At 28.8% G+C, this 21,287-nt stretch carries 14 protein-coding genes; all 14 read left to right on the forward strand.

What is annotated here, in order from left to right; all coding sequences use genetic code 11:
- Positions 1-159 precede the first annotated feature (159 nt).
- The 14 genes from KQI42_RS05180 (at position 160) to KQI42_RS05245 (ending at position 21,109) form a co-directional block, all read left to right on the forward strand.
- Positions 160-2,019, forward strand: a complete 1,860-nt coding sequence (locus tag KQI42_RS05180) for a peptide ABC transporter substrate-binding protein (protein ID WP_343231646.1) — start codon at positions 160-162, stop codon at positions 2,017-2,019.
- Between the two features lie 145 nt (positions 2,020-2,164).
- Complete coding sequence (locus tag KQI42_RS05185) at positions 2,165-3,109, forward strand: ABC transporter permease (RefSeq protein WP_216517446.1); 945 nt, start codon at positions 2,165-2,167, stop codon at positions 3,107-3,109.
- Positions 3,109-4,077, forward strand: coding sequence for an ABC transporter permease (locus tag KQI42_RS05190; protein WP_246566090.1), 969 nt, complete (start codon positions 3,109-3,111; stop codon positions 4,075-4,077). The genes KQI42_RS05185 and KQI42_RS05190 overlap by 1 nt, the downstream gene beginning before the upstream one ends.
- A 12-nt stretch (positions 4,078-4,089) precedes the next feature.
- Positions 4,090-5,139 carry an ABC transporter ATP-binding protein gene (locus tag KQI42_RS05195; protein ID WP_216517448.1) on the forward strand — a complete coding sequence of 350 codons (1,050 nt, stop codon included), beginning with the start codon at positions 4,090-4,092 and terminating at the stop codon, positions 5,137-5,139.
- Positions 5,132-6,079, forward strand: a complete 948-nt coding sequence (locus tag KQI42_RS05200) for an ATP-binding cassette domain-containing protein (RefSeq protein ID WP_216517450.1) — start codon at positions 5,132-5,134, stop codon at positions 6,077-6,079. Before KQI42_RS05195 ends, KQI42_RS05200 begins: the two co-directional genes overlap by 8 nt.
- A 55-nt stretch (positions 6,080-6,134) precedes the next feature.
- A complete protein-coding gene (locus KQI42_RS05205) occupies positions 6,135-6,947 on the forward strand; it encodes a C40 family peptidase (RefSeq protein WP_216517452.1) in 813 nt (270 codons plus the stop codon).
- Positions 6,948-7,446: 499 nt separating this feature from the next.
- Positions 7,447-8,664 carry a beta-N-acetylhexosaminidase gene (nagZ, locus tag KQI42_RS05210; RefSeq protein WP_216517454.1) on the forward strand — a complete coding sequence of 406 codons (1,218 nt, stop codon included), beginning with the start codon at positions 7,447-7,449 and terminating at the stop codon, positions 8,662-8,664.
- A 13-nt stretch (positions 8,665-8,677) separates the two neighbouring features.
- The gene (locus tag KQI42_RS05215; protein WP_216517456.1) at positions 8,678-9,346 is read left to right on the forward strand and encodes a hypothetical protein; all 669 of its coding nucleotides are present in this window, start codon (positions 8,678-8,680) and stop codon (positions 9,344-9,346) included.
- A gap of 20 nt (positions 9,347-9,366) precedes the next feature.
- Complete coding sequence (locus KQI42_RS05220) at positions 9,367-10,266, forward strand: ROK family protein (RefSeq protein WP_216517457.1); 900 nt, start codon at positions 9,367-9,369, stop codon at positions 10,264-10,266.
- 52 nt (positions 10,267-10,318) lie between these two features.
- Entirely contained in the window at positions 10,319-13,417 is a 3,099-nt protein-coding gene (locus KQI42_RS05225; protein ID WP_216517458.1) for a PD-(D/E)XK nuclease family protein, read from the forward strand.
- A gap of 54 nt (positions 13,418-13,471) precedes the next feature.
- Entirely contained in the window at positions 13,472-14,470 is a 999-nt protein-coding gene (locus tag KQI42_RS05230) for a DUF2268 domain-containing putative Zn-dependent protease (RefSeq protein ID WP_216517459.1), read from the forward strand.
- 280 nt (positions 14,471-14,750) lie between these two features.
- Entirely contained in the window at positions 14,751-18,020 is a 3,270-nt protein-coding gene (locus KQI42_RS05235) for a UvrD-helicase domain-containing protein (RefSeq protein ID WP_216517460.1), read from the forward strand.
- Between the two features lie 12 nt (positions 18,021-18,032).
- Positions 18,033-18,860, forward strand: coding sequence for an alpha/beta hydrolase (locus KQI42_RS05240; RefSeq protein WP_216517462.1), 828 nt, complete (start codon positions 18,033-18,035; stop codon positions 18,858-18,860).
- Positions 18,861-19,225: 365 nt separating this feature from the next.
- Positions 19,226-21,109 (forward strand): hypothetical protein, encoded by a 1,884-nt coding sequence (locus KQI42_RS05245; protein WP_216517464.1) that lies wholly within the window; start codon positions 19,226-19,228, stop codon positions 21,107-21,109.
- The last annotated feature ends 178 nt before the right edge of the window (positions 21,110-21,287 follow it).

Below are 21,287 nucleotides of genomic sequence, written 5' to 3' on the forward strand. Positions count from 1 at the left end.
TTCAGTAAAATGAATCTTATCTAGGATATGGCATGATTTTTGCTTTAAATATACAAATATATAAAGAAAAGGCTGAATATTTAGTCAAAATTCAATTTTGGGGTTTAGTGTCCACTTACTTTAATTATTGACGCTATAAAAATATTAAGGAGGGGTAACGTGAAGAAATTAATGGCTTTTATGATGGCTTTAGTAGTACTTTTAGCTGGTTGTTCAAATGGAAGTAAAAAACCAGTAGATGGAGGAACTGTAGAGGAAGGAATTGCTGCAGTACAAGAATATTCCAGTGTTTACTCTGGAGAAGTTACTACGTTAAATTATCTGACTACTGCTAGTACTAATGAGTTTGCTATAGCTGCTAATTTAGTAGATACTTTAATTGACTATGACAAGTATGGTGTTGTACAGCCAGCTTTGGCTACTGAGTGGAAGATATCTGATGACAGTTTAATATGGACATTTAAACTTAGAGAAGGAGTTAAGTGGGTAACTCATGATGGCAAAGAATATGCAGAAGTTGTAGCTCAAGACTTTGTGGATGCCATGAAATACATATTTGATAGCAGAAATGATTCATTAACTGCAAATATTGCATATAGCGTTATTAAAAATGGTGAAAAGTTCTACAATGGTGAGATTACAGATTTTGAACAAGTAGGAGTAAAAGCTATAGATAAATATACTCTTGAATATACCCTTGAAAGACCTACTCCATACTTCTTATCAATGCTAACATATGTATGCTTTTTTCCTGTTAACGGACAATTCTTAGCTGAAGTAGGAGATAAATTTGGTACAGATAATACCAATCTTTTATATAACGGTGCTTATATAATGGAAACCTTTGAGCCACAAACTAGAAGAATTCTAGTAGCAAATGAGAGCTATTGGGATAAAGATAATATTTTTATTAAAAAATTGAATTATACTTATAATAAAGAAGCATCAACATTAGCTCCTGAGCTATTTTTACGTGGTGAAATAGATTACGCGGATATTCCTTCGACGGTTCTTGATGAGTGGATGAAAGATCCTGAAAAGAAAGAAAAGGTAAGACCTAATAGAACCAGTTTTTATTCTTATTTCTATGCTTTTAACTTTGACCCTAAATTTGCTGCTGAATATGAACCAGAGAATTGGAAGGCAGCTGTTAACAATGTAAACTTTAGAAAGTCTTTATTTCATGCTTTAGATAGAAAGGCGGCTATGCTTACAGAAGAACCTTATGACTCCGAAAAGAGAATTAGTAATACTATAACTCCTAAAAATCTTGTTGACTTAGATGGAGTAGATTACACTCAATTAGGAAGTTTAGCTGAGTTTGCAAATACTGATTCATATAACAAGAACTTAGCTTTAGAGTTTAAAGAAAAGGCTTTAGCAGAATTAGAAGGAAAGGCTACTTTTCCAGTAAAGGTATTAATGCCATATAATACAAGTTTGACTGAATGGGCAAATCGTGCACAAGTAATAGAACAACAACTTGAAAACCTATTAGGAACAGATTATATTGATATAATAATTGATCCAAAGCCACCTACAGGATTTTTAAAAGAAGTAAGGCGTGCTGGAAACTATGCTTTTCTTGAATGTAACTGGGGACCGGATTATGCAGATCCTGAAACATATACAGACCCATTTGGCCCAGATGGAACATATAACTGGCCTCATTTGGCAGAAGGGTATAAAGAATCAAATGGTAAGAATAAATATGAAAATATGGTAGATGAAGCTAAGGTAGAAGTAATAGATATAGATAAAAGGTATAAATTATTTGCTGAAGCAGAAGCATTTTTTATAGATCAAGCTTTTGTTATTCCTTATGCGGTTGGAGGTGGTGGCTATACTGCTTCTAGGCTAAATCCATTTGAATCTCCATATTCACCATTTGGTGTTTCAGGTGAAAGATTTAAAGGTCAAAGAATTATGGAAAAACCTATGAATTCTGAACAGTTTAGCCAAGGACTTATTAATTGGGAAAAAGAACGTGCCGAAGCCTTAAAAGCAGCAGGACAATAAAAATACATCTTTAAAATATATAAAAATAATGTAAGGACTATTAAACAATAGTCCTTACATTATCAAAATACACTTTTCATATTATCAAAATTATCTTTAGGTTAAAAAGAATGTAGTTAATTTTAGGAATAAAAGGAGGGGAAATATGTTTAAATATTCATTTAAGAGGCTATTGCAATCAATAGGCACACTATTTATTGTTATTACAATAGTTTTTCTTCTCATGCGACTAATGCCTGAAGAAGGATATTTTGGAGATGGATTTGAAAAGCTTGATGAAGCACAGAGAGAAGCAATATTAGCCAATATGGGACTTAGAGATCCAATACATATACAGTTAAAAAACTTTTACAAACAGATTATATCTGGTGATTTAGGAACATCAATAATATATAGACCTAAAGTACCCGTAGCTGAAGTCCTTAAAACTAAAGTTCCTTATTCTGTAAAATTTGGATTAGCAGCTATGGCTATATCCTTGTTTTGTGGTATTTCCTTAGGGATAATAATGGCTCTAGGAAAAAATAAATTCTGGGATAAAATGGGGACAGGATATATTGTATTTATAAATGCTGTTCCAGCAGCAGTTTATTATCTTTTCTTGCAATTGTATGTAACTGATATTTTTAAGTTGCCCATATTATTTAATCCCAGCAAACCAGCTAGTTGGATTTTACCAGTAGTTTCTATGTCTTTAGGAAGTACAGCATCTTATGCTATGTGGATGAGACGATATATGGTAGACGAGCTAAATAAAGATTATGTAAAGTTAGCAAGAGCTAAAGGTTTAAAGAACAAATCTATTATGGTAAAGCACGTACTGCGTAACGCTTTTGTACCTATGGTACAGTACTTACCATCTTCTCTATTGTATACTATAGCTGGTTCTATATATATAGAATCCTTATATTCAATTCCTGGAATGGGTGGATTATTAGTGGATGCCATACAAAGACAAGATAATCCTTTAGTACAATCTTTGGTACTCATTTATTCATCAATAGGTATAGTTGGTCTTTTCTTAGGAGATATACTTATGGCATCAATTGATCCACGTATTAAGCTAGAAAAAAAGGGAGGTGCCAGATAATGAGTAATACAAAGATTAAGAAACTATCGGATGGTATAAATAAATCACTTTTTGAATTTGCAAGTTATAATGATTCTGCAGCTAAACGTGCAGGTTATTCAAATTATTCTTATTGGCGCTCTACAGTACAAGTATTTGCAAAAAATAAAATGGCATTGTTTTTTTTAATTTTAATGATGGTACTTCTTACATTTACGTTTATTCAACCTTATTTACCAAATCAAAATTCACCTACTAAAATACATATTGATGAAAACACGAATATGCAGCTTAGAAATAGTTCGCCAGATTCTAAATTTTGGTTTGGAACCAATTCTATTGGGCAAGATTTATGGGCTCGTATATGGAGTGGTACACGAATATCATTAATGATTGGATTTTTAGTTGGACTTTGGGAAGCATTTATTGGTATTATTATAGGAGCTTTATGGGGATATGTTAGAAAACTCGACCGTATAATCACTGAAATTTATAATGTTATAGACAATATACCTACTACTATTATACTGGTGCTTCTAACTTATATCATGCGTCCTAGTATAGGTACTTTGATTTTTGCAATGTGTATGACTGGATGGTTAGGTATGGCTCGTTTTGTACGTAATCAAATAGTAATTATAAGGGATAGAGAGTATAATTTAGCATCCAGATGTCTTGGTACCCCAACCAATAGAATTATAACGAAGAATCTACTTCCTTACTTAGTTTCCGTCATAATGCTTAGGATGGCTCTGGCGATTCCTGCTGCGATAGGCTCTGAAGTTTTCTTGACCTATATTGGGCTTGGATTACCTGTAAGTATTCCATCGTTAGGAAATTTAATCAATGAAGGTAGGGCTGTTATGATGGTTCCATCATTACGTTATCAATTAATATTTCCTGCCATAGTTCTTTCATTGATAACCATATCTTTCTATGTAATTGGTAATGTCTTTGCAGATGCAGCTGATCCAAGAAATCATGTTTAGGGGGTGAGATTTATGACGGACAAACAAGTTATATTATCTGTTAAAGATTTAGTAGTTAAATTTAGACTTCGTGGTAAGGTTTTAACTGCAATAAGAGAAGCTTCATTGGATCTTTATGAAGGAGAAAGTTTAGCAATAGTAGGAGAATCTGGATCAGGAAAGTCAGTTTTCACTAAAACATTTATGGGGCTTCTAGATGGAAATGGATGGATCGACTCAGGAAGTATAATTTATAATGGAGAAGACTTAGCAAAATATCGGAAAGAAGAAGATTGGATTAAGATTAGGGGAAAAGAGTTTGCTATGGTATTCCAAGAGCCAATGACTTCTTTAAATCCTCTTAGGACTATAGGAAGTCAAGTTAAAGAAGCCGTTGAACTCCATCAAGGAGTAAAGGGAGAGGAAGCTAAAAAGATTGTAATAGAAATTTTACAGGATGTAGGTATCAATGAACCTGAAAGAAGATATAGTCAATACCCTCATGAATTCTCTGGAGGAATGAGGCAAAGAGTAGTTATAGCTATTGCAGTTGCATGTAAACCTAAGATACTTATTTGCGATGAACCTACCACAGCTTTAGATGTAACTATACAAGCTCAAATCTTAAGTTTATTAAAAAACTTGAAGAAAAAATATAATTTAACCACCATATATATCACTCACGATTTAGGAGTTGTTGCAAATGTAGCAGATAGAATAGCCGTTATGTATGCTGGAGATATTGTAGAAATAGGTAAGTGTGAGGAAGTTTTTTATAATGGACAGCATCCATATACTTGGGCATTGCTTTCATCTCTTCCCCAGCTTGGTGTTAAGGGAGAGCCGTTATACTCAATAAAAGGTACACCTCCTAACTTATTTAGTAATATAAAAGGAGATGCTTTTGCACCTCGTAATGAAAAAGCTTTAAAGATCGATTTTGTAGAAAAACCTCCTTATTTTACCGTAAGTCCTACACATAAAGCTAAAACTTGGTTATTAGATCCTCGTGCACCTAAGGTAGATCCCCCTGAATCTATACAGATATTGCGTAAACAATGGAGGGAAAGTAATTATGAATAAGAATAAAGGAGAAGTTTTATTAGAAATAAAGAATTTATGTATAGAATTTGGAAATAGAAAAAAAGATAAGTTTATAGCCGTAAAGGATGTAAGTTTTGATATTTACAAAGGAGAAACTTTTGGACTTGTTGGAGAATCTGGCTCAGGAAAAACTACTATAGGCAGAGCCATTATTCGTATAAATGAGGTTGCTGGAGGCAAAATAATCTTTAAAGGACAGGAGATAAGTGGTAAAATTAGTAAAGAGTTAGATAGAGAAATAACAAGAAAGATTCAGATGATATTCCAAGATCCTATGGCATCTTTAAATGAAAGAGCAAAAGTTGATTACATAGTATCAGAAGGACTTTATAATTTAAAAAATTATGGCACAGAAGAAGAAAGAAAAGAAAAAGTAGCCAAAGCATTGTTAGATGTTGGCTTACTCCCCGAATTTGCAAGCCGCTTTCCTCATGAATTTTCAGGAGGACAACGACAAAGAATAGGAATTGCCAGAGCTTTGGTCATGGAACCAGAATTTATTATAGCAGACGAACCTATATCTGCTTTAGACGTGTCTATTCGTGCACAGGTTTTAAACCTTTTATCTGAATTACAGGAAAAGAAAGGTTTAACTTATTTATTTATTGCCCATGACCTATCTGTGGTTCGATTTATAACCGATAGATTAGCTGTAATTCATAAAGGTAAAATAGTAGAGCTGGCAGAAACAGAAAAACTTTTTGAAAATCCACTACATCCTTATACTCGAGCGCTACTTTCAGCTATTCCTTTACCAGATCCAAGATTGGAAAAGGAGAAGGTGCTGGAAATATATGATCCTAGCTGCCATGATTATGAAAATGATCCACCTAAGTGGATAGAAATAGAGCCAGAGCATTTTATTTTGGCAAATGAAAAAGAATTAAAAGAATATAGAAAGAGCGTAGCTAAAGCTTAATTGTAAGGGGGAGTCCCCTCTTTCTTTTTGTAAAATATTTTTAGGAGGTATAGTTATGGAAAAATTAGCAATAGTAAAAACAACAATAGGTCCATTAAAACAAAAAGTAGGATTTCATGAAGAGGCAGCCGATGAAAGTATTTTAGGAAAGTTAGTTACTATTTTAGAGAAAAAAGAAGACGGCTGGTACTTAGTAGAAACAGACTATAAATATAAAGGTTATATCCATGAAAGCCATCTTCTAATAGATACTGATAGAGCTATAAAATGGGATGAAGAAGCAAATCATGTAATTACATGGGGAATAGTGGATGTAATGAAAGAACCTAAATATCAAAGCTATTCTATTGAGATGCTTACTAAGGGAGCTGTTATTAAACTAACAGGAAAAGAAAATGATAAATGGATAGAAGTAGAACTTCCAACGGAAGAAAAAGGATGGATAAGAGAAAACTTTGTTATGGGCAGAGTTAGACCAAGTGGTGAAATTAAGGAAGAAGAATTGAGAAAGAAAGTAGTAGAAACCGCATTATCTTATATGGGAACTCAATATAGGTGGGGAGGGAAAACTCCTTTAGGAATTGACTGTTCAGGATTATGTTCAATATCTTATTTATTAAATGGAATAATAATCTATAGAGATGCCCATGTAAAAGAGGAATTTGGTATGAAAGAAATTACTATGGAAGATATAAAAATCGGTGATATGCTCTATTGGCCAGGTCATGTAGCTATGTATATAGGTGATGATAGATATGTCCATTCAACGGGAGCATCTAGTGGAGTAGTAATAAACAGTTTAAATCCTAAACATGATAATTATAGAGAAGACTTAGCGAAAGTAAAGCAAATAGCAACAGTATTCTAAAATGATATTAGATTATTGATAAAAGTGGTAGAAATGGTTCTATCACTTTGTTTTTGACGAAAATTTATTATTTTTAATAAGTTGTTTTAATTGATAAAGAATATTATGAACTTGAAAGAAGCTATAGGACTTATGGTTATGGAAAAATAAAGAAAATAGAGGAAGAAATTATTGTTAAATTAGAAGATCGTTCACGAAAAGATTTATTTGATTCTAGATGAGATTGGGGAAGTTTTGAATATGAACTATATAGTGAAAAAGAATCAATTAGGATTATAGATCATGATTTTTAGTATTAATTGATACAATTAGGGAATGGATTAAATATTATGAAGGCTGAATAATCTTTAATCCATGTTTAAAAAATAAATAAAAAGTTAATATATTAAGTATACTGTTTTTTAACCTGCTTAAGTAGCAGGTATTTTCTTTGTATAGATGTTGTAATCAATGAGAAACTGTATTAAAATTGGATTAATAACGATAAGAGGATGGTTTTATGAGATTAAAAAAATATTTATTTGCAGTATTACTAGGAGCTTTAGTATTTACAATTAGCTGTAGAAAGGAAGAAGGGACAATAGAACCTCCTATAGAGGAGGAAGAAGAGGTGAAAGTAGATACTACAGAGGAGAAGATAAAAGGAATGTCCTTGGAAGAAAAAATTGGTCAATTATTGATAGTAGGTATTGAAGGAACTACTATAGAAGAAGATACAATTAAACTAATTGAAAATCATAAGGTAGGAGGTTTTATATTATTTAGCCGAAATATTAGAGATGAATATCAAACCTTAGAATTGTTAAATAACCTTAAAGAAATAAATTCTAATAATGATATACCTTTATTTTTATCTATAGATGAAGAAGGTGGGCGAGTAAGCAGATTACCTAAGTCTTTTAAAAAACTACCGGAAGCTAAAATAATTGGTGATATAAATAACAAGGACTTTTCTTTTAAATATGGTAAAATATTAGGAGAGAGAGTAAAATTACTAGGGTTTAATATGGATTTTGCACCAGTTCTGGATATTAACTCTAATCCAAAGAATCCAGTAATAGGAAATAGGGCCTTTGGTTCAACTATAGATGTAGTAGTAGATAATGGATTGGAAGTAATGAAAGGAATTCAATCTGTAGGGGTTATCCCTAGTATAAAACATTTCCCGGGACATGGAGATACAGATATGGATTCTCATGTTAATTTGCCTAAGATAGAAAAGAATATAAATGAGCTAGAAAATCTTGAATTAGTACCTTTTAAAAAAGCTATTGATGACGGTGTAGATATGGTAATGGTGGCTCATATTCTTTTTCCAAAGATTGATAGTGAATATCCTTCAACTATGTCTAAAGAAATAATAGATGAAATACTAAGGGAGAGATTGGGGTTTAAGGGAGTAGTTATATCTGATGATTTAACTATGGGAGCCATAGTTAAAAATTATTCCTTAGAAAATGCTGTAGTATCCTTTTTAAAAGCTGGTGGTGATATAGCTTTAGTTTGTCATGGAAAAGATAATCCTAGTAAAGTTATAGAAAAAATTAAGGAAGCATTAGACGAGGGGATTTTAGGAGAAGAAGAAATTAATGAAAAGGTCTATAGAATATTGAAATTGAAAGAAAAATATGAAATTGAAGATAATCTAATAGACACTATAGATTTAGGTGGATTAAATGAAGATACTCAAGAACTACTTAAAAATATGAATAAATAGAGGGGTGTATCATTTGGACCTTAAAGATATACTATGTTTTCCAACAGATAATGCTATGTCTTTATCCATTTTGAAGGAAGATCATTTATATAAAAAAATACCTAAAGATAAAGTAGGATATTATATTAAATCTTCCATAAATGTCGGTAATAAAGCTTCGATGGAATTTTTACAGGAGTATGAAGACAAGCCCTTAAAAGAAATTTGTGATAATATGAAATTAGAAGTTTTTATAGATAAAGAAGAAAGTGACTTTGAAATATTAAAGTTAAGAGGAAAGTATGAGGAATATAAAAAAAGATTAACTTTATCTCATAGGTCCTTAAAGACAATGGAAGCAAAATTTAAGACTTTGGGATTAGATTCTTTAGATTATAATTATCTATATGAAATTTTATTGGCAAAGGGATTATTCAAGCATTTAGAAGCTACTAAAATAGGATTTACATATGGAAAAGTAGATAGAGCAAGTACTTTTAAACTTGGCTTTATTAAGAAAACTTTTCCTGTAAAGAAAACTAGTGAAATTGCAGGAGAAATTTTTACTAAAAATATACTTAAATTATCTTTTAATCCAAAAGTTCTAGATTATATATTTTTAATAGGAAATAGTCATGTAAATGAATCATATTTAATAGATTTTTTTCAAGGACTAGAGAAAGAGTTTAAAGCTAATAATTAATTAAATTAGGGGGAATTAATTTGAAAAAGGTAATAGGAATTGACCTTGGAGGGACAAGTATATATGGAGGACTTATTAACGAAAATGGAGAGATTTTAAAAAGATCTGAAAGAGATACAGAGGCTCAAAAAGGAAGAAAAGAAGTTTTAAAAAGAATAGGAGAGGTAATAAATGAATTAATGGTGGGAGAAACAATAGAAGGAATAGGATTAGGATCTCCTGGTTTTATAGATGCGGAGCAAGGAAAAGTTTTGTTTTTAGGGGGAAATATTGCTGAATGGACAGGCTTGAATCTAAAGGAAGAATTATCTAAAGAATTTCCAGAGATACCTATATTTGTAGAAAATGATGCAAATGTAGCAGCTATTTGTGAAGAATGGACTGGAGGAGCTAAAGGTCTAAATAATTTTGTTATGCTTACTTTGGGAACAGGAGTTGGGGGAGCCATATATACTAAGAAGGAAGGTATCTGGCATGGAACTAACTATCAAGGAGCAGAATTAGGACATTCTATATTATATCCTAATGGAAAGCTATGTGGATGTGGACAAAAGGGTTGTGTAGAACAATATATATCTGGAAATGCAGTAGAAAAATCTTATTTTGAAATGACTAAGGAAAAGAAAAGAGGTAAAGAAATATTTAAGAATAGTTTAGAAAATGATATTTGTAAAGAAGTAGTAGATAACTTCGCTAAAGATGTAGCTATTTGTTTAGTATCTATTAGAAATATCTTCGATCCTCAAGGTGTAGTCATCGGAGGAGGAGTTATAAACTCTAAAGAATATTGGTGGGATAAGATGTTAGCTTATTATAAAGACTATTGCAACAATCCCGATGGAATGGATATATTACCAGCAGTATATTTAAACGATGCAGGCATGATTGGAGCAGCTAAAGTTGCATTTGATAGAATCTAAAGGGGAGATTATTCTTCCCTTAAGTTATAGTTAAATATAAAGAGGTGGATTTATGGGGGAAAGAATAGCTTATTTAGGACCGTCTAACAATAATAAAAAGGAAGAGCTTTTTCAGAAATCAATAGACTATTTAAAAAATAATAAAGGAGATAAATTTTGTTATTTGCTGCCAAATGGAAAATTGTTAGATAATTATAGGAAACGGTTTATAGATATATTGGAAAAATCCTTTGAGATAAATTTATTTACCTTTGATGATATTGTAGATGAGGTTATAAAAGATAAGTTTTTCTTGAATATAAAAGATCCAATTAAGGATATTATCATTAAAAATATTTTAAACGATTTAGTATTAGATAATCATATTACATATTATAGAGATTTTATTCATATGGAAGGTTTCATAAAAAGCATAAGCAATATCATTGGTGAAATAAAAAGGTCTTTAATCTATCCTGAAGATTTTTTAATCAATAGTCCAGATAGTCCATTTTATAAAGAAATAGGAAAAGTATATAGAGAATATGAAAGACACCTTCTTGAAAATAATCTTGTAGATAGAGAAGGAAATTACTTTGAAAGTTTATCCTTGCTTAAAGAAAGTCATGACTTTTTTAAAGACTTAGATTTTGTAATAATAGATGAATTTTATGATTTTAGACCTATGGAAATAGCTATTTTAAAGGAATTATGTAAAACTAATATTAGTATATATATAAATATGCCCTTTGAAATGGAGAATAGATTATCTAACTTAGAAAAAACTCTTAGTACTTTAAAAAATATAGGATTTCAAATAGAATCTGTAAAGAAAGAACAATTTAATTTGTTTGAAACTATTAGTTTTAATTTATTTAGTAATAAAAATGTAAAGCTAGATTTTACAGATAAAATAAGAATTATAAAAGCTCCTTATAAGTACTTAGAGCTAAAGAGAATATTTGAAGAAGTAAAAAGATTTAACAGTGAAGGAGTATTTCTAAAAGAAATGGCTTTAGTTTTATTAAATGAAGACTATTTAAAACCTATTTTTAAAGTAGCTAAAGAAGAGAAAATGCCCCTAAATTTAAATAAAGATATTGCTTTAGCTGAAATACCATTGATTAAAGAGTTCTTATGTATTTTAGAAGCTAAATTAAATAGATATACAAAAAATAGTATAATAAATAGAGTTAAATCTAGCTATTTTTCTCTTATAGATACTAAAATAAGGAATGAAGTTGAATATATTATTAGAAAGCAAAGATTTAATACCTTAGAAGAACTAATGACAAATATAGAAGAAGAGCAATCATTAAATATGCCTTTTGACTATATCAGTCTTATAAAGAATATGAATGAGAAACTTCAAGAGGAATACAGTAATATTTTAGATAAAGCTACGGTAAATGAGTATAGTGAATTATTTTTGAAAATTATAGACCAATATTCAGTAGAAGATAATTTATTAGAAAGATATAAAGAAATGGGAGGTTATAATTTACTATATAGAGATTTAACTGCTTTAAATAAATTAAAAGAACTCATAAATACTTTAACAAATCAGTTAAATTTAATAGTAAAAGAAATTACATTATTGGATTATTATAATGCTTTAAAATTTTATCTAGAAAAGGAAACTATTATAGAAATTCAAGGAAATGAAAATGGATTAAACGTATTAACACCTATTAATGGAAGAGGACTTAAGTATAAAATAGTATTCATAGCAGGACTATCTCAAGAAAACTATCCTTCATTAAAAGACGAAAATTTTTTCTTTAATGAAGACAATTATATAGTGCAGAAAAAAATGGGGTTAGATGTAAAAGATTATTATGAAAAAATAAATAATGAAGTCTTAAAATTTTCAAGCGTGATTTCTTCTTGTGATGGAATTCTCTATTTATCTTATTGCGAAAGTTCTAGCGATGAAGGAAAAGATATTCCTTCTATGTTTTTAGAGGAAATATTAAGCTTTTTTGAAGAAGAAAAAACAAGAACTATTAATGTAGACATGGACTATTTATTAAAGAATAATATTGATGAAATAACTACTAAAAAAGATTTTTCTAATTATTTGTTATTTAATTATTATAAAGGAGAAGGTAGCTTAGAAGATTATTTTTATATTCATAATTATTTAGATAAAGATAAGTTAAAAGTAATAAACGACAAAATATACTGTGAAGCAGAACGATATAAAGATGCTTTCAATCAATATAATGGTTTATTAGATGATGAAAATATTAAGAAGGATATTCGAAATCTGCACAAAGATAAAATATATTCAAATACCTATTTAGAATCTTATGCAAAATGTCCTTATTATTTTCTATTAAACAATTTACTCGAAGTAGATGAAATAGAAAAAACTTTTGAATATTATAGTCCTATAGATATGGGAAATGTCTATCATAAAGTTTTAAGACAGTATTATTTAACTTTTAAGGAAGAAATAACTGATCATGTATCTGGAAAGGAAGTATTCATTGTTGAAGAAACTTTAGACTATCTATTAGCCTTAGTACAAAAAAATTGTAGGATGATAGGAATAAACACAGAGCAAAGAATGGGAGAACTTATATTAGAAAATACCTTCGATAGACTTAAGGAATTTATAGAAAAGGATATTGATAGATTGACTAATGGAAAAGAGAAACTAATTCCAATGGATTTTGAAGTAGAATTTGGCAGAGACTCTACCTTTGAAATTGAAATTAATGGGGAAAAAATTAAATTAGCGGGAGTTATAGATAGAGTAGATAAGTCTTTAAAGGATAATAAATATGTAATTATAGACTACAAAAGTAGTGACTTTGGATTAAGGGATATAGAGGATATTAAAAAAGGTCTTTCATTACAGCTACCAATATATATTATGTCTCAGCACAATAAAGATGTAGTAGCAGCAGCTTATGGAACATTGTCTAAAGGAAGCTTTGATATTAAATTAGGTTTAATAGACGAAACAAAATTAATTATAAAGCGAAACAAAGGGGCTTTAAATAAAGAGGAATGGGACAATCTTATAGATATTACAAAGAAGAAAATTATAGAGTTTAGAGAAGGAATACTTAATGGAGACTTTTCTATTAACCCTTTAGAGTGTTCTAGTTATTGTATTTATAAAAATATTTGTAGATATAAAGATGCATTGGAGGTGGAATAGTGGATTATGTATTGATTAATTAAAGCTTATAAAAGTGAGGTAGGGGGATTAATAATGAAGAAAAGAATTATAATGCTATTACTTTTTGTCATTATTATTGGTATGCTTGTGGGATGTGAAAAAGAGACCTCTAAATTAGAAGATGAATTTGAATCAAACGTAATTCTCATGGATAAAGAAATAAAGGAATATATTGAGAAAGCTAAAAGCGAAAAACTTGATACGGATAAATCTAGAGAACTGTACAATAGGACAGTACTAGCACCTATATTTGGTACGGAAAATGTAAGTCAAGAATACTTAGATAAAAATAATTTTCCAAGCTATATTATAGGTTATGAAGAATTAGAGAATCTAGTAGATGTTTTAGCTGAAGAGGATGCAGTTGGTATTGTAGAGAAAGCATTGAAAAAATCTAAAGAATATTTTCCATTAGATGAAGAAGTAAAAGTTTATATATTACCTTCTAAAGATCGATCACAGTGGGATATAGAGTATGATACAGGAATTAATGCCTCTACTTCATTACAAGATCAAAATAGAGCAATAATCATTTCTATAAATCCTATTATAGGAGAATGGAAATCAAAGATTCCTAGAACCGTAGCTCATGAATATCATCATATGGTATGGGGATCTAGAAATTTTGTAAGTGAGGAGCAAAAAGGAAAAAAATGGGCTTTAATAGATTGGCTAATATGTGAGGGAAAGGCAGATGTCTTTGCAGATATAATTTATCCAGATATAGAAGCTTCATATTTATCTTCTCTATACTATCAATATTATTGGACGGAGTTAGGATATGACGAAAAGCAAATATGGAATAAGATTAAGCCATATCTTAATAATACCGATTATGACTATTATAGTAAAGTAATGTTTGGAGACTATTTAGAATTTCCAAGAAATGCAGGTTATAAAATAGGATACAATATAATGCAAGGATTTATAAAAAACAATCCTGATGTTAGTATTGAAGATTGGACTAGTATGGATGCTAAAGAGATTTTAGAGAAAAGTGGGTATGAGGAAAGATTTCAAAATAGTAATTGATAGAACTATGTTTATATTGAGGTTATATATATTCGATATTGCTATACTTGTTACATATAGTTAAAATATTTTAACTAAGTTAACCTCTTATTTTTTAACACTACATAAAATGATTCTATACATATTTACCGTACAGATTACCCTAATTACTAAAAGAATAAGTTATATTAAGCTCCTTAATATATTTGCTAAATAAAATATGATATACTATTTAAAGAGGAATGAGGATTCCTCTTTTTTTAATATAATAAGGTAAGAAACACGTATTGGAGGTGGAATAATGGAGGAAATAAATCCTCAAGAAATAGCCATTACCACTATAGATAAAAATATAGCTGTTAATGCTGGGGCAGGAACAGGTAAGACTAAAGTGTTAACTGAAAGATTTGTTTATATATTAGAAAATGGAGATTTAGAAGAATATAGAGAAGTTGAATCTATAGTTGCTATTACTTTCACCAAAAAGGCCACCCAAGAGATGATGGACAGAATAAGAAAAGAAATAAGAAAAAACTTTAATAAAGATCCTAAGTGGAGAAGATTTTATAGGGATATGGAGAAAGCTAATATATCTACTATCCATAGTTTCTGTTCTAAAATACTAAGGGAAAATATCTTGGAGGCTAAAATAGATCCTTTATTTACTGTATTGGATGATTATACTTCTTCTAAACTTTTAAAGGAAGCTGCAATAGAAGAATTAAGAAAGGGTATAGAAGAAGATGAAAGAGTTTATTTAATGCTTAGAGTATTTAAAGAAAACCAAATAAGTAAATTGGCTAAGGACTTTATTCAAGCATATAATTTAATAAGAACTGTAGGACTAGACTTTTCTCAAGTAAAAGATATGACACTGGCGTACATTGATACCTTTAAAATAACTGAAGAAGATATTTCCTTTATAAAAGATACTTTTATTTATCTTATGGATAGATTACCTAAAAATTCTAGTATCTATAAGCTAAGAGACGACCCAATTTGGATAAAGTTTTTTGAGAAAGATTATGGAGAAGAAGAGCTTTTTTATATTCTAGAATATCTTCAAGGTAAAATAGGATCAAGTACAAAAGAGCCAGAGCATACGAATAAGTTGAAAATGGCTTTAGAAAAAACTGCATTAGCAAAAGAAAAGGAAAATAAATGGATTTATGAAACTATTTTAGACCTTCTTATAAACATAGATAAAAATTATACATTAAGGAAAAATGAAGTTAGTGGATTGGATTATGATGATCTTCAAATAATAGTTTTAAATTTATTGAAGAATGACAGTATAAGGAAAAAATATCAGAATAAGTTTAGATATATTATGATTGATGAATTTCAGGATACAAATGAATTACAAAAGAAAATCTTTTATAAATTGGCTACTGTAGAAGAAAAATTAGATAAATCTAATCTTTTTGTAGTAGGAGATCCAAAACAATCAATATATGGTTTTAGAGGAGCAGATTTAGATGTATTTTATGATGTCATATTAGATGTTAAAGAAACATCTAATATGAATTCTATAACTTTACAGAAGAATTATAGAACAGTAAATACGGTGTTAAACTTTATAAACAACATTTTTAGTCAAGTAATGGGAGATGGATACAATGAACTAAAAGAATATCATGTATCAAATAATAAAATTGACGTAGAAATTATTGAAAAAGTAGATTTAGAAATACCTTCTAATATGAGTAAAAAAGACTATTCTACATATTATGAAAGTCGGATGATAGCCAAAAGAATAAAGGAATTGGTAAGTAAAGGAGAATTTAAATATAGAGATTTTGCCATGCTTTTTAGAGCATCTACTAAAAGTCATATATACGAAGAAGCTTTAAAAGAATATGGTATTCCTTATTATAACTTAGGAGGAAAGGGATATTTTTGTAAGCAAGAAGTATTAGATTTAATAAATGGATTAAAGGCTATAAGTAACCCCTTTGATACTATTGCCAATATTGGATTTTTACGAAGTCCTATGGTTGGCATGGCTGATACAACTATATATTGGTTATTAAGGGAGAAAGAAAATACTCTTTATAAAACTATGCATAAAGAAATTTCTTTCTTAGGCGAAGAAGAAAAGGGAAAGATTAGGAAAACAAGAGAATTGCTAAGTACTTTTTATAATAAAAAGACCATATATAATATTAGTGATATAATAGAAGATTTAATTGAGACGACTTGCTATTTAGAAATTTTACTTTTACAGCAAGGAGGAAAGCAATCTGTAGCTAATATTTATAAATTTATAGAAATAGCAGAGGAATATGAGAAGATCAACGGAGGAACTTTTGAGGATTTCATGGTTTATATTGAAGAGATTAGAGATAATAATGAATCACAGGCTAAAGTTGAATCTGAAGATGCAGATGTAGTTAAGATACTAACTATACATAAATCTAAAGGGCTTCAGTTTCCTGTAGTAATTATCCCTCAAATGTCTAGTGATAATAAAGGAATATATTCTAGTATTTTATTTCACAAAGAAAAGGGTATAGGATTAAGGACTGATAATAATAGGGCTTTGTATGACGAAATCAGAAGAGATATGGAGAAAAAAGAATTTGAAGAAAGTAAAAGAATTCTTTATGTAGCTATGACTAGAGCAGAAAAGATGCTAATAATAGGCAATCAAGGCAAGGATAATGGGTTTAAAAAATTAATAAAGGATTTTTTAGATCCTAAGGATTATAGACTTATTAGTGAGATCGATATTGAAAAGGAAGAATATATACCTATTAAAACTATTGACGATAAATTTACTAAAAAGGAGAAAAGGGATTGTGAAAAAATTCCTTTATTATATGAAATTTCAGGATATAATGAGAGAATGATTAATAGCCATAGTATATCTCAATATCTAAGTTTCTTAGACTGTAAAAGAAGGTTTTATATAGATTACTATAGAAAGATGCCATCTATTATAGAAGAAGATCAAATGGAGAATCAAAATGTTTTTTTAAAGGGCATAGATAAAGGGAATATTATCCATAGGTTTTGTCAGTACTATAGATTGGGATTAGATGAAAATATTTTAATTAGAAAAGTGTGTAAATCCTTTGGTTTTAATTATAATGAAGAACTTAAATTATTGTTAGATCCTTATATAAAAAACTATATCAATCTTTATAGAGAAGATTATGATGAGTTTTTTGTAGAAAAACCTTTCTATATTAAAGTTGGAAATTCTCATATAACAGGAATAATAGATAGAATAAATATTAAAGATGGAAAAGCAGAAATAGTTGACTTTAAAACTAATAGAGTATATAACAAAAATAAACTAATTAAAAAGTATAAACCTCAGATGCTTCTTTATGCTTATGTAGTAAAGGAAATAATGGATATAAGCGTAGATAAGGCTAAGATTTTGTTTCTAGAAAACGGAGATTCTGAGGATGTTTTAATTGAAGAAGAGAAGCTTTTGAATAATTTAAATAATATCCAGCAATTTATTGATTTTGTATCAATTAATAATAATATACTAGATTATGAGAAAAGCAAAAAATGCAGTGATTATTGTGAATATAAGAGTTTATGTAGTATAGAATAAGGGGGATTCTTTATGTCAGAGTATTTAAAAGTTCGAGATGGTGTAGAATTATATTATAAAAAAAATATACCAGATGAAGCTAAAGCTATTATAATATTAAATCATGGTTTTGCTGAGCACTTAGATAGATATGATTATGTAGCAGAGAAATTAGTAAAAGCGAATTATGGAGTATATAGATATGATTTACGAGGACATGGAAGAACGAAGGGTGAGAAGGGGCATATTAATTCTTATGTAGATTTTATTGAAGATTGTAATGAAATGGTGGATCTAGCTAAAAAAGAATATAAAGATTTACCTCTATTTATGCTGGGACATAGTATGGGAGGCTTTATTACTTGCCTATACGGCTTAACTTATTCCAATAAGCTAAAGGGGCAAATATTTTCTGGCGCAGCTGTAAAAACATTACCTCCAGCTAGAGGAATAAAAGGATATTTATTTGAATTTGCAAATTTATTTGTTCCAAAATTGAAAGTTGAAAATAAACTTTCTAATAATATTTGTAGCGTAGAAGAGGTAGTAAAAGATTATGAAAAAGATCATTTAATATTAAAAGAGGCTACTTTAAACTTTTATGTTCAATTTTTAGTTAAAGGAAGCAGATTTATAAAGAAAAATATAACAAATTATAAATATCCATGCTTTATAACTCAAGGTGAAAAAGACAATATAGTACCAAAGGATACTGCTGTTTACCTTTATAATAATATATCTTCAGCAGATAAAGAAATTAAAATATATGATAATCTTTACCATGAGATTTTAAATGAAAATGAGAAAGATGAAATTATACAAGATATGGTTGGATGGTTGGATAAAAGAGTGAACGGTTAAAGTAATAATTATGAAATATCGACAAAAAGTCTTTTATGTTTTATACTTTAGTGTAAGAACATAGACATAATAGAATTTACTAAAAAATAGATAATAAATAATAAAAAGAAATTAGGAACTATTGGATAGAAGAAATGAGGTGTTTACAATGTCGATAACAGGCCTAGCTTTTGTTCTTCTAGGTGGTTTTATTATATTTGAAGAAATGTATTCAGTTTCTAAGGTCGATGGGGAAATAGTATTTTAAGAAAAAGGAAGGTAGAAAAAAATAGACTATATAGATATAAGATGTTAGTAAGTATTTTTTCTATTTTATTAGGAATTTTTAGGATCATAAATTACTTTTTGTATTAAAGGGTGTAATTATGAAGAAAAAAAACATTGTTTCATTAATCATATTAATATTTATTTTAATAACATCTGGTAATACCTATGGAGAAAGCTTAAAGACTGTCGTTATATTAGTTGATGAGTTACCTTTGGATAGAGTCGAGGATTTAGCAACTGAAGATTATAGTTTAGGCCTTATGAATTTAAAAACTAGGAAACCTTATTCGGAGGAGAGTTTATACTTAACTCTAAGTACAGGTAAAAAGGTAGGAGTTAAAGAAGGCATAATAGGAAGAATGCACAAAGAAGAAAAAGGGACTATAACTATAGAAAGATTTTCATCCGTAATAGATCCCCTTATGAGCAAAACTCCTAACCTAGGACTTTTGGGAGAAGTTCTAAAAAAAGAGGGAATTTCTTTTATTGGAGAAGATTTAGGAAGTATATTGGCAGCTGATAATAAAGGCAATATATCACAGGGCGAAATTTCTATAAAGTATGATATAGACTGGCTCAAACAAAAGACAGATCAGTTATTAAGGAGAAACAATATACTAGTATTATCTTATGATATGGAAAATAATTCAAAAAGGGTAGAATTGTTAAAGGACTATTTAAATTATATTGACAAGGATCAAATATTAATAATTCCTAAAAAAGGATCTAGTAAATATTCTTTAAATAAGTTTTTAGTACCCATAATATATAAGGATATGAATGATTCTGGTATTTTAACTAGTAAATCTACTAAAAGACAGGGATTTGTTGCTATTGAAGATATATCTATTCAAATAAAAGAAACTTACGGACATAAAAATAAATCAGATATAGGTAAGTCTTTTAAGGCTATACACAAAGATAATCCATTACTAGAAATTAAGTCAAATTATGACAAGACTATTAATCTATTTTTAATAGCATATTTATTCCATGGCATAACTTATTTAACTCAATTAATTTATGGAATTTATTTATTGAAAGGTGGAAAAGCAAGAAATAAAAAAATCTACGCTTTTTATTCTTTCGTTGTAATCAATATTTTAGTATCTTTAATATTAGGTTTTTTTCAATTCCATATAAATATGGTACTATATTTATTTATTAATCTTATATTTAGTTATTTTATTACTATGTACTTAGTTAATAAGAATATAAATATAGTTGAATTAAGCAGTATTGCCACATATGTTCTTATTGTGTTTGGAATAATATTTTATCCAAAGATAATTTATAATTCTTATATTGGTTTCAATAATCTAGTGTATGGAGCTAGATATTATGGATTAAATAATGGCATAATGGGAGTCCTTCTAGCAACATCCATAATTACTTTTTTTCAAATTACTAAGAATATGAATGATTCTGTTATTAAAAAGATACTGTTTATATTATTATTTGGATTGAATATGATTGCTTTATCCGTTAATTTTGGAGCAAATACTGGAGGATTTATTACTTCTATAGCTCTATTTATAATTATGATGTATTTTATATTATTTAATAGAAAGAACAATTATAAAACTATTGGGCTGCTCATAATTATTGGTTTGTTACTGTTTGGAATAAATATGTATATGGATAGTTTAAGCAATGAAAAAAGCCACGCAATCCAATTCTTTTATAGAATTAAAAAAGAGGGCATAAAAGAGTTCCTATATATGTTTAGGTTTAAATGGCAGGAGTTATTAAAACTTACTTTAATACCGCCTTTTTCATTAGTCCTAATTTTTCAAGGAGTAATTTTAAATAAACTATTTAAATCTTTAAAAGAAAATAAAAGACTTAAAGGAGAAACAATCATAATATTGATTACTTCTTTAATAGGTTTTATATTAAATGATACAGGTGTTATAACTTTAATATACATGACCCACTATTTAATTTTATTATTAATGAATGAATTACCCTATTTAGAATAGGGTTTTATTCATTTTTTATAGGTAATTTAAAAACATTAAAAATTAATTTTATTATGTCAAAATTAAACTAATATTATATTTGAAAAAAATATAAATAGAATATATAATATTCGTGTGTCTAAATATTTTCTATTTTACTATTTATTTAGATTTATTTAATATAACTGTAGGAGGGGAT

This window comes from Tissierella simiarum, from assembly GCF_018917865.1.
Classification (GTDB): domain Bacteria; phylum Bacillota; class Clostridia; order Tissierellales; family Tissierellaceae; genus Tissierella_C; species Tissierella_C simiarum.

What these genes read in the sequence shown, in the direction of transcription:
- KQI42_RS05185 (WP_216517446.1), top strand. Translation starts at nt 2,165, where the DNA reads ATGTTTAAATATTCATTTAAGAGGCTATTGCAATCAATAGGCACACTA.
- KQI42_RS05190 (WP_246566090.1), top strand. Translation starts at nt 3,109, where the DNA reads ATGAGTAATACAAAGATTAAGAAACTATCGGATGGTATAAATAAATCA.
- KQI42_RS05195 (WP_216517448.1), top strand. Translation starts at nt 4,090, where the DNA reads ATGACGGACAAACAAGTTATATTATCTGTTAAAGATTTAGTAGTTAAA.
- KQI42_RS05200 (WP_216517450.1), top strand. Translation starts at nt 5,132, where the DNA reads ATGAATAAGAATAAAGGAGAAGTTTTATTAGAAATAAAGAATTTATGT.
- KQI42_RS05205 (WP_216517452.1), top strand. Translation starts at nt 6,135, where the DNA reads ATGGAAAAATTAGCAATAGTAAAAACAACAATAGGTCCATTAAAACAA.
- nagZ (WP_216517454.1), top strand. Translation starts at nt 7,447, where the DNA reads ATGAGATTAAAAAAATATTTATTTGCAGTATTACTAGGAGCTTTAGTA.
- KQI42_RS05225 (WP_216517458.1), top strand. Translation starts at nt 10,319, where the DNA reads ATGGGGGAAAGAATAGCTTATTTAGGACCGTCTAACAATAATAAAAAG.
- KQI42_RS05230 (WP_216517459.1), top strand. Translation starts at nt 13,472, where the DNA reads ATGAAGAAAAGAATTATAATGCTATTACTTTTTGTCATTATTATTGGT.
- KQI42_RS05235 (WP_216517460.1), top strand. Translation starts at nt 14,751, where the DNA reads ATGGAGGAAATAAATCCTCAAGAAATAGCCATTACCACTATAGATAAA.
- KQI42_RS05240 (WP_216517462.1), top strand. Translation starts at nt 18,033, where the DNA reads ATGTCAGAGTATTTAAAAGTTCGAGATGGTGTAGAATTATATTATAAA.
- KQI42_RS05245 (WP_216517464.1), top strand. Translation starts at nt 19,226, where the DNA reads ATGAAGAAAAAAAACATTGTTTCATTAATCATATTAATATTTATTTTA.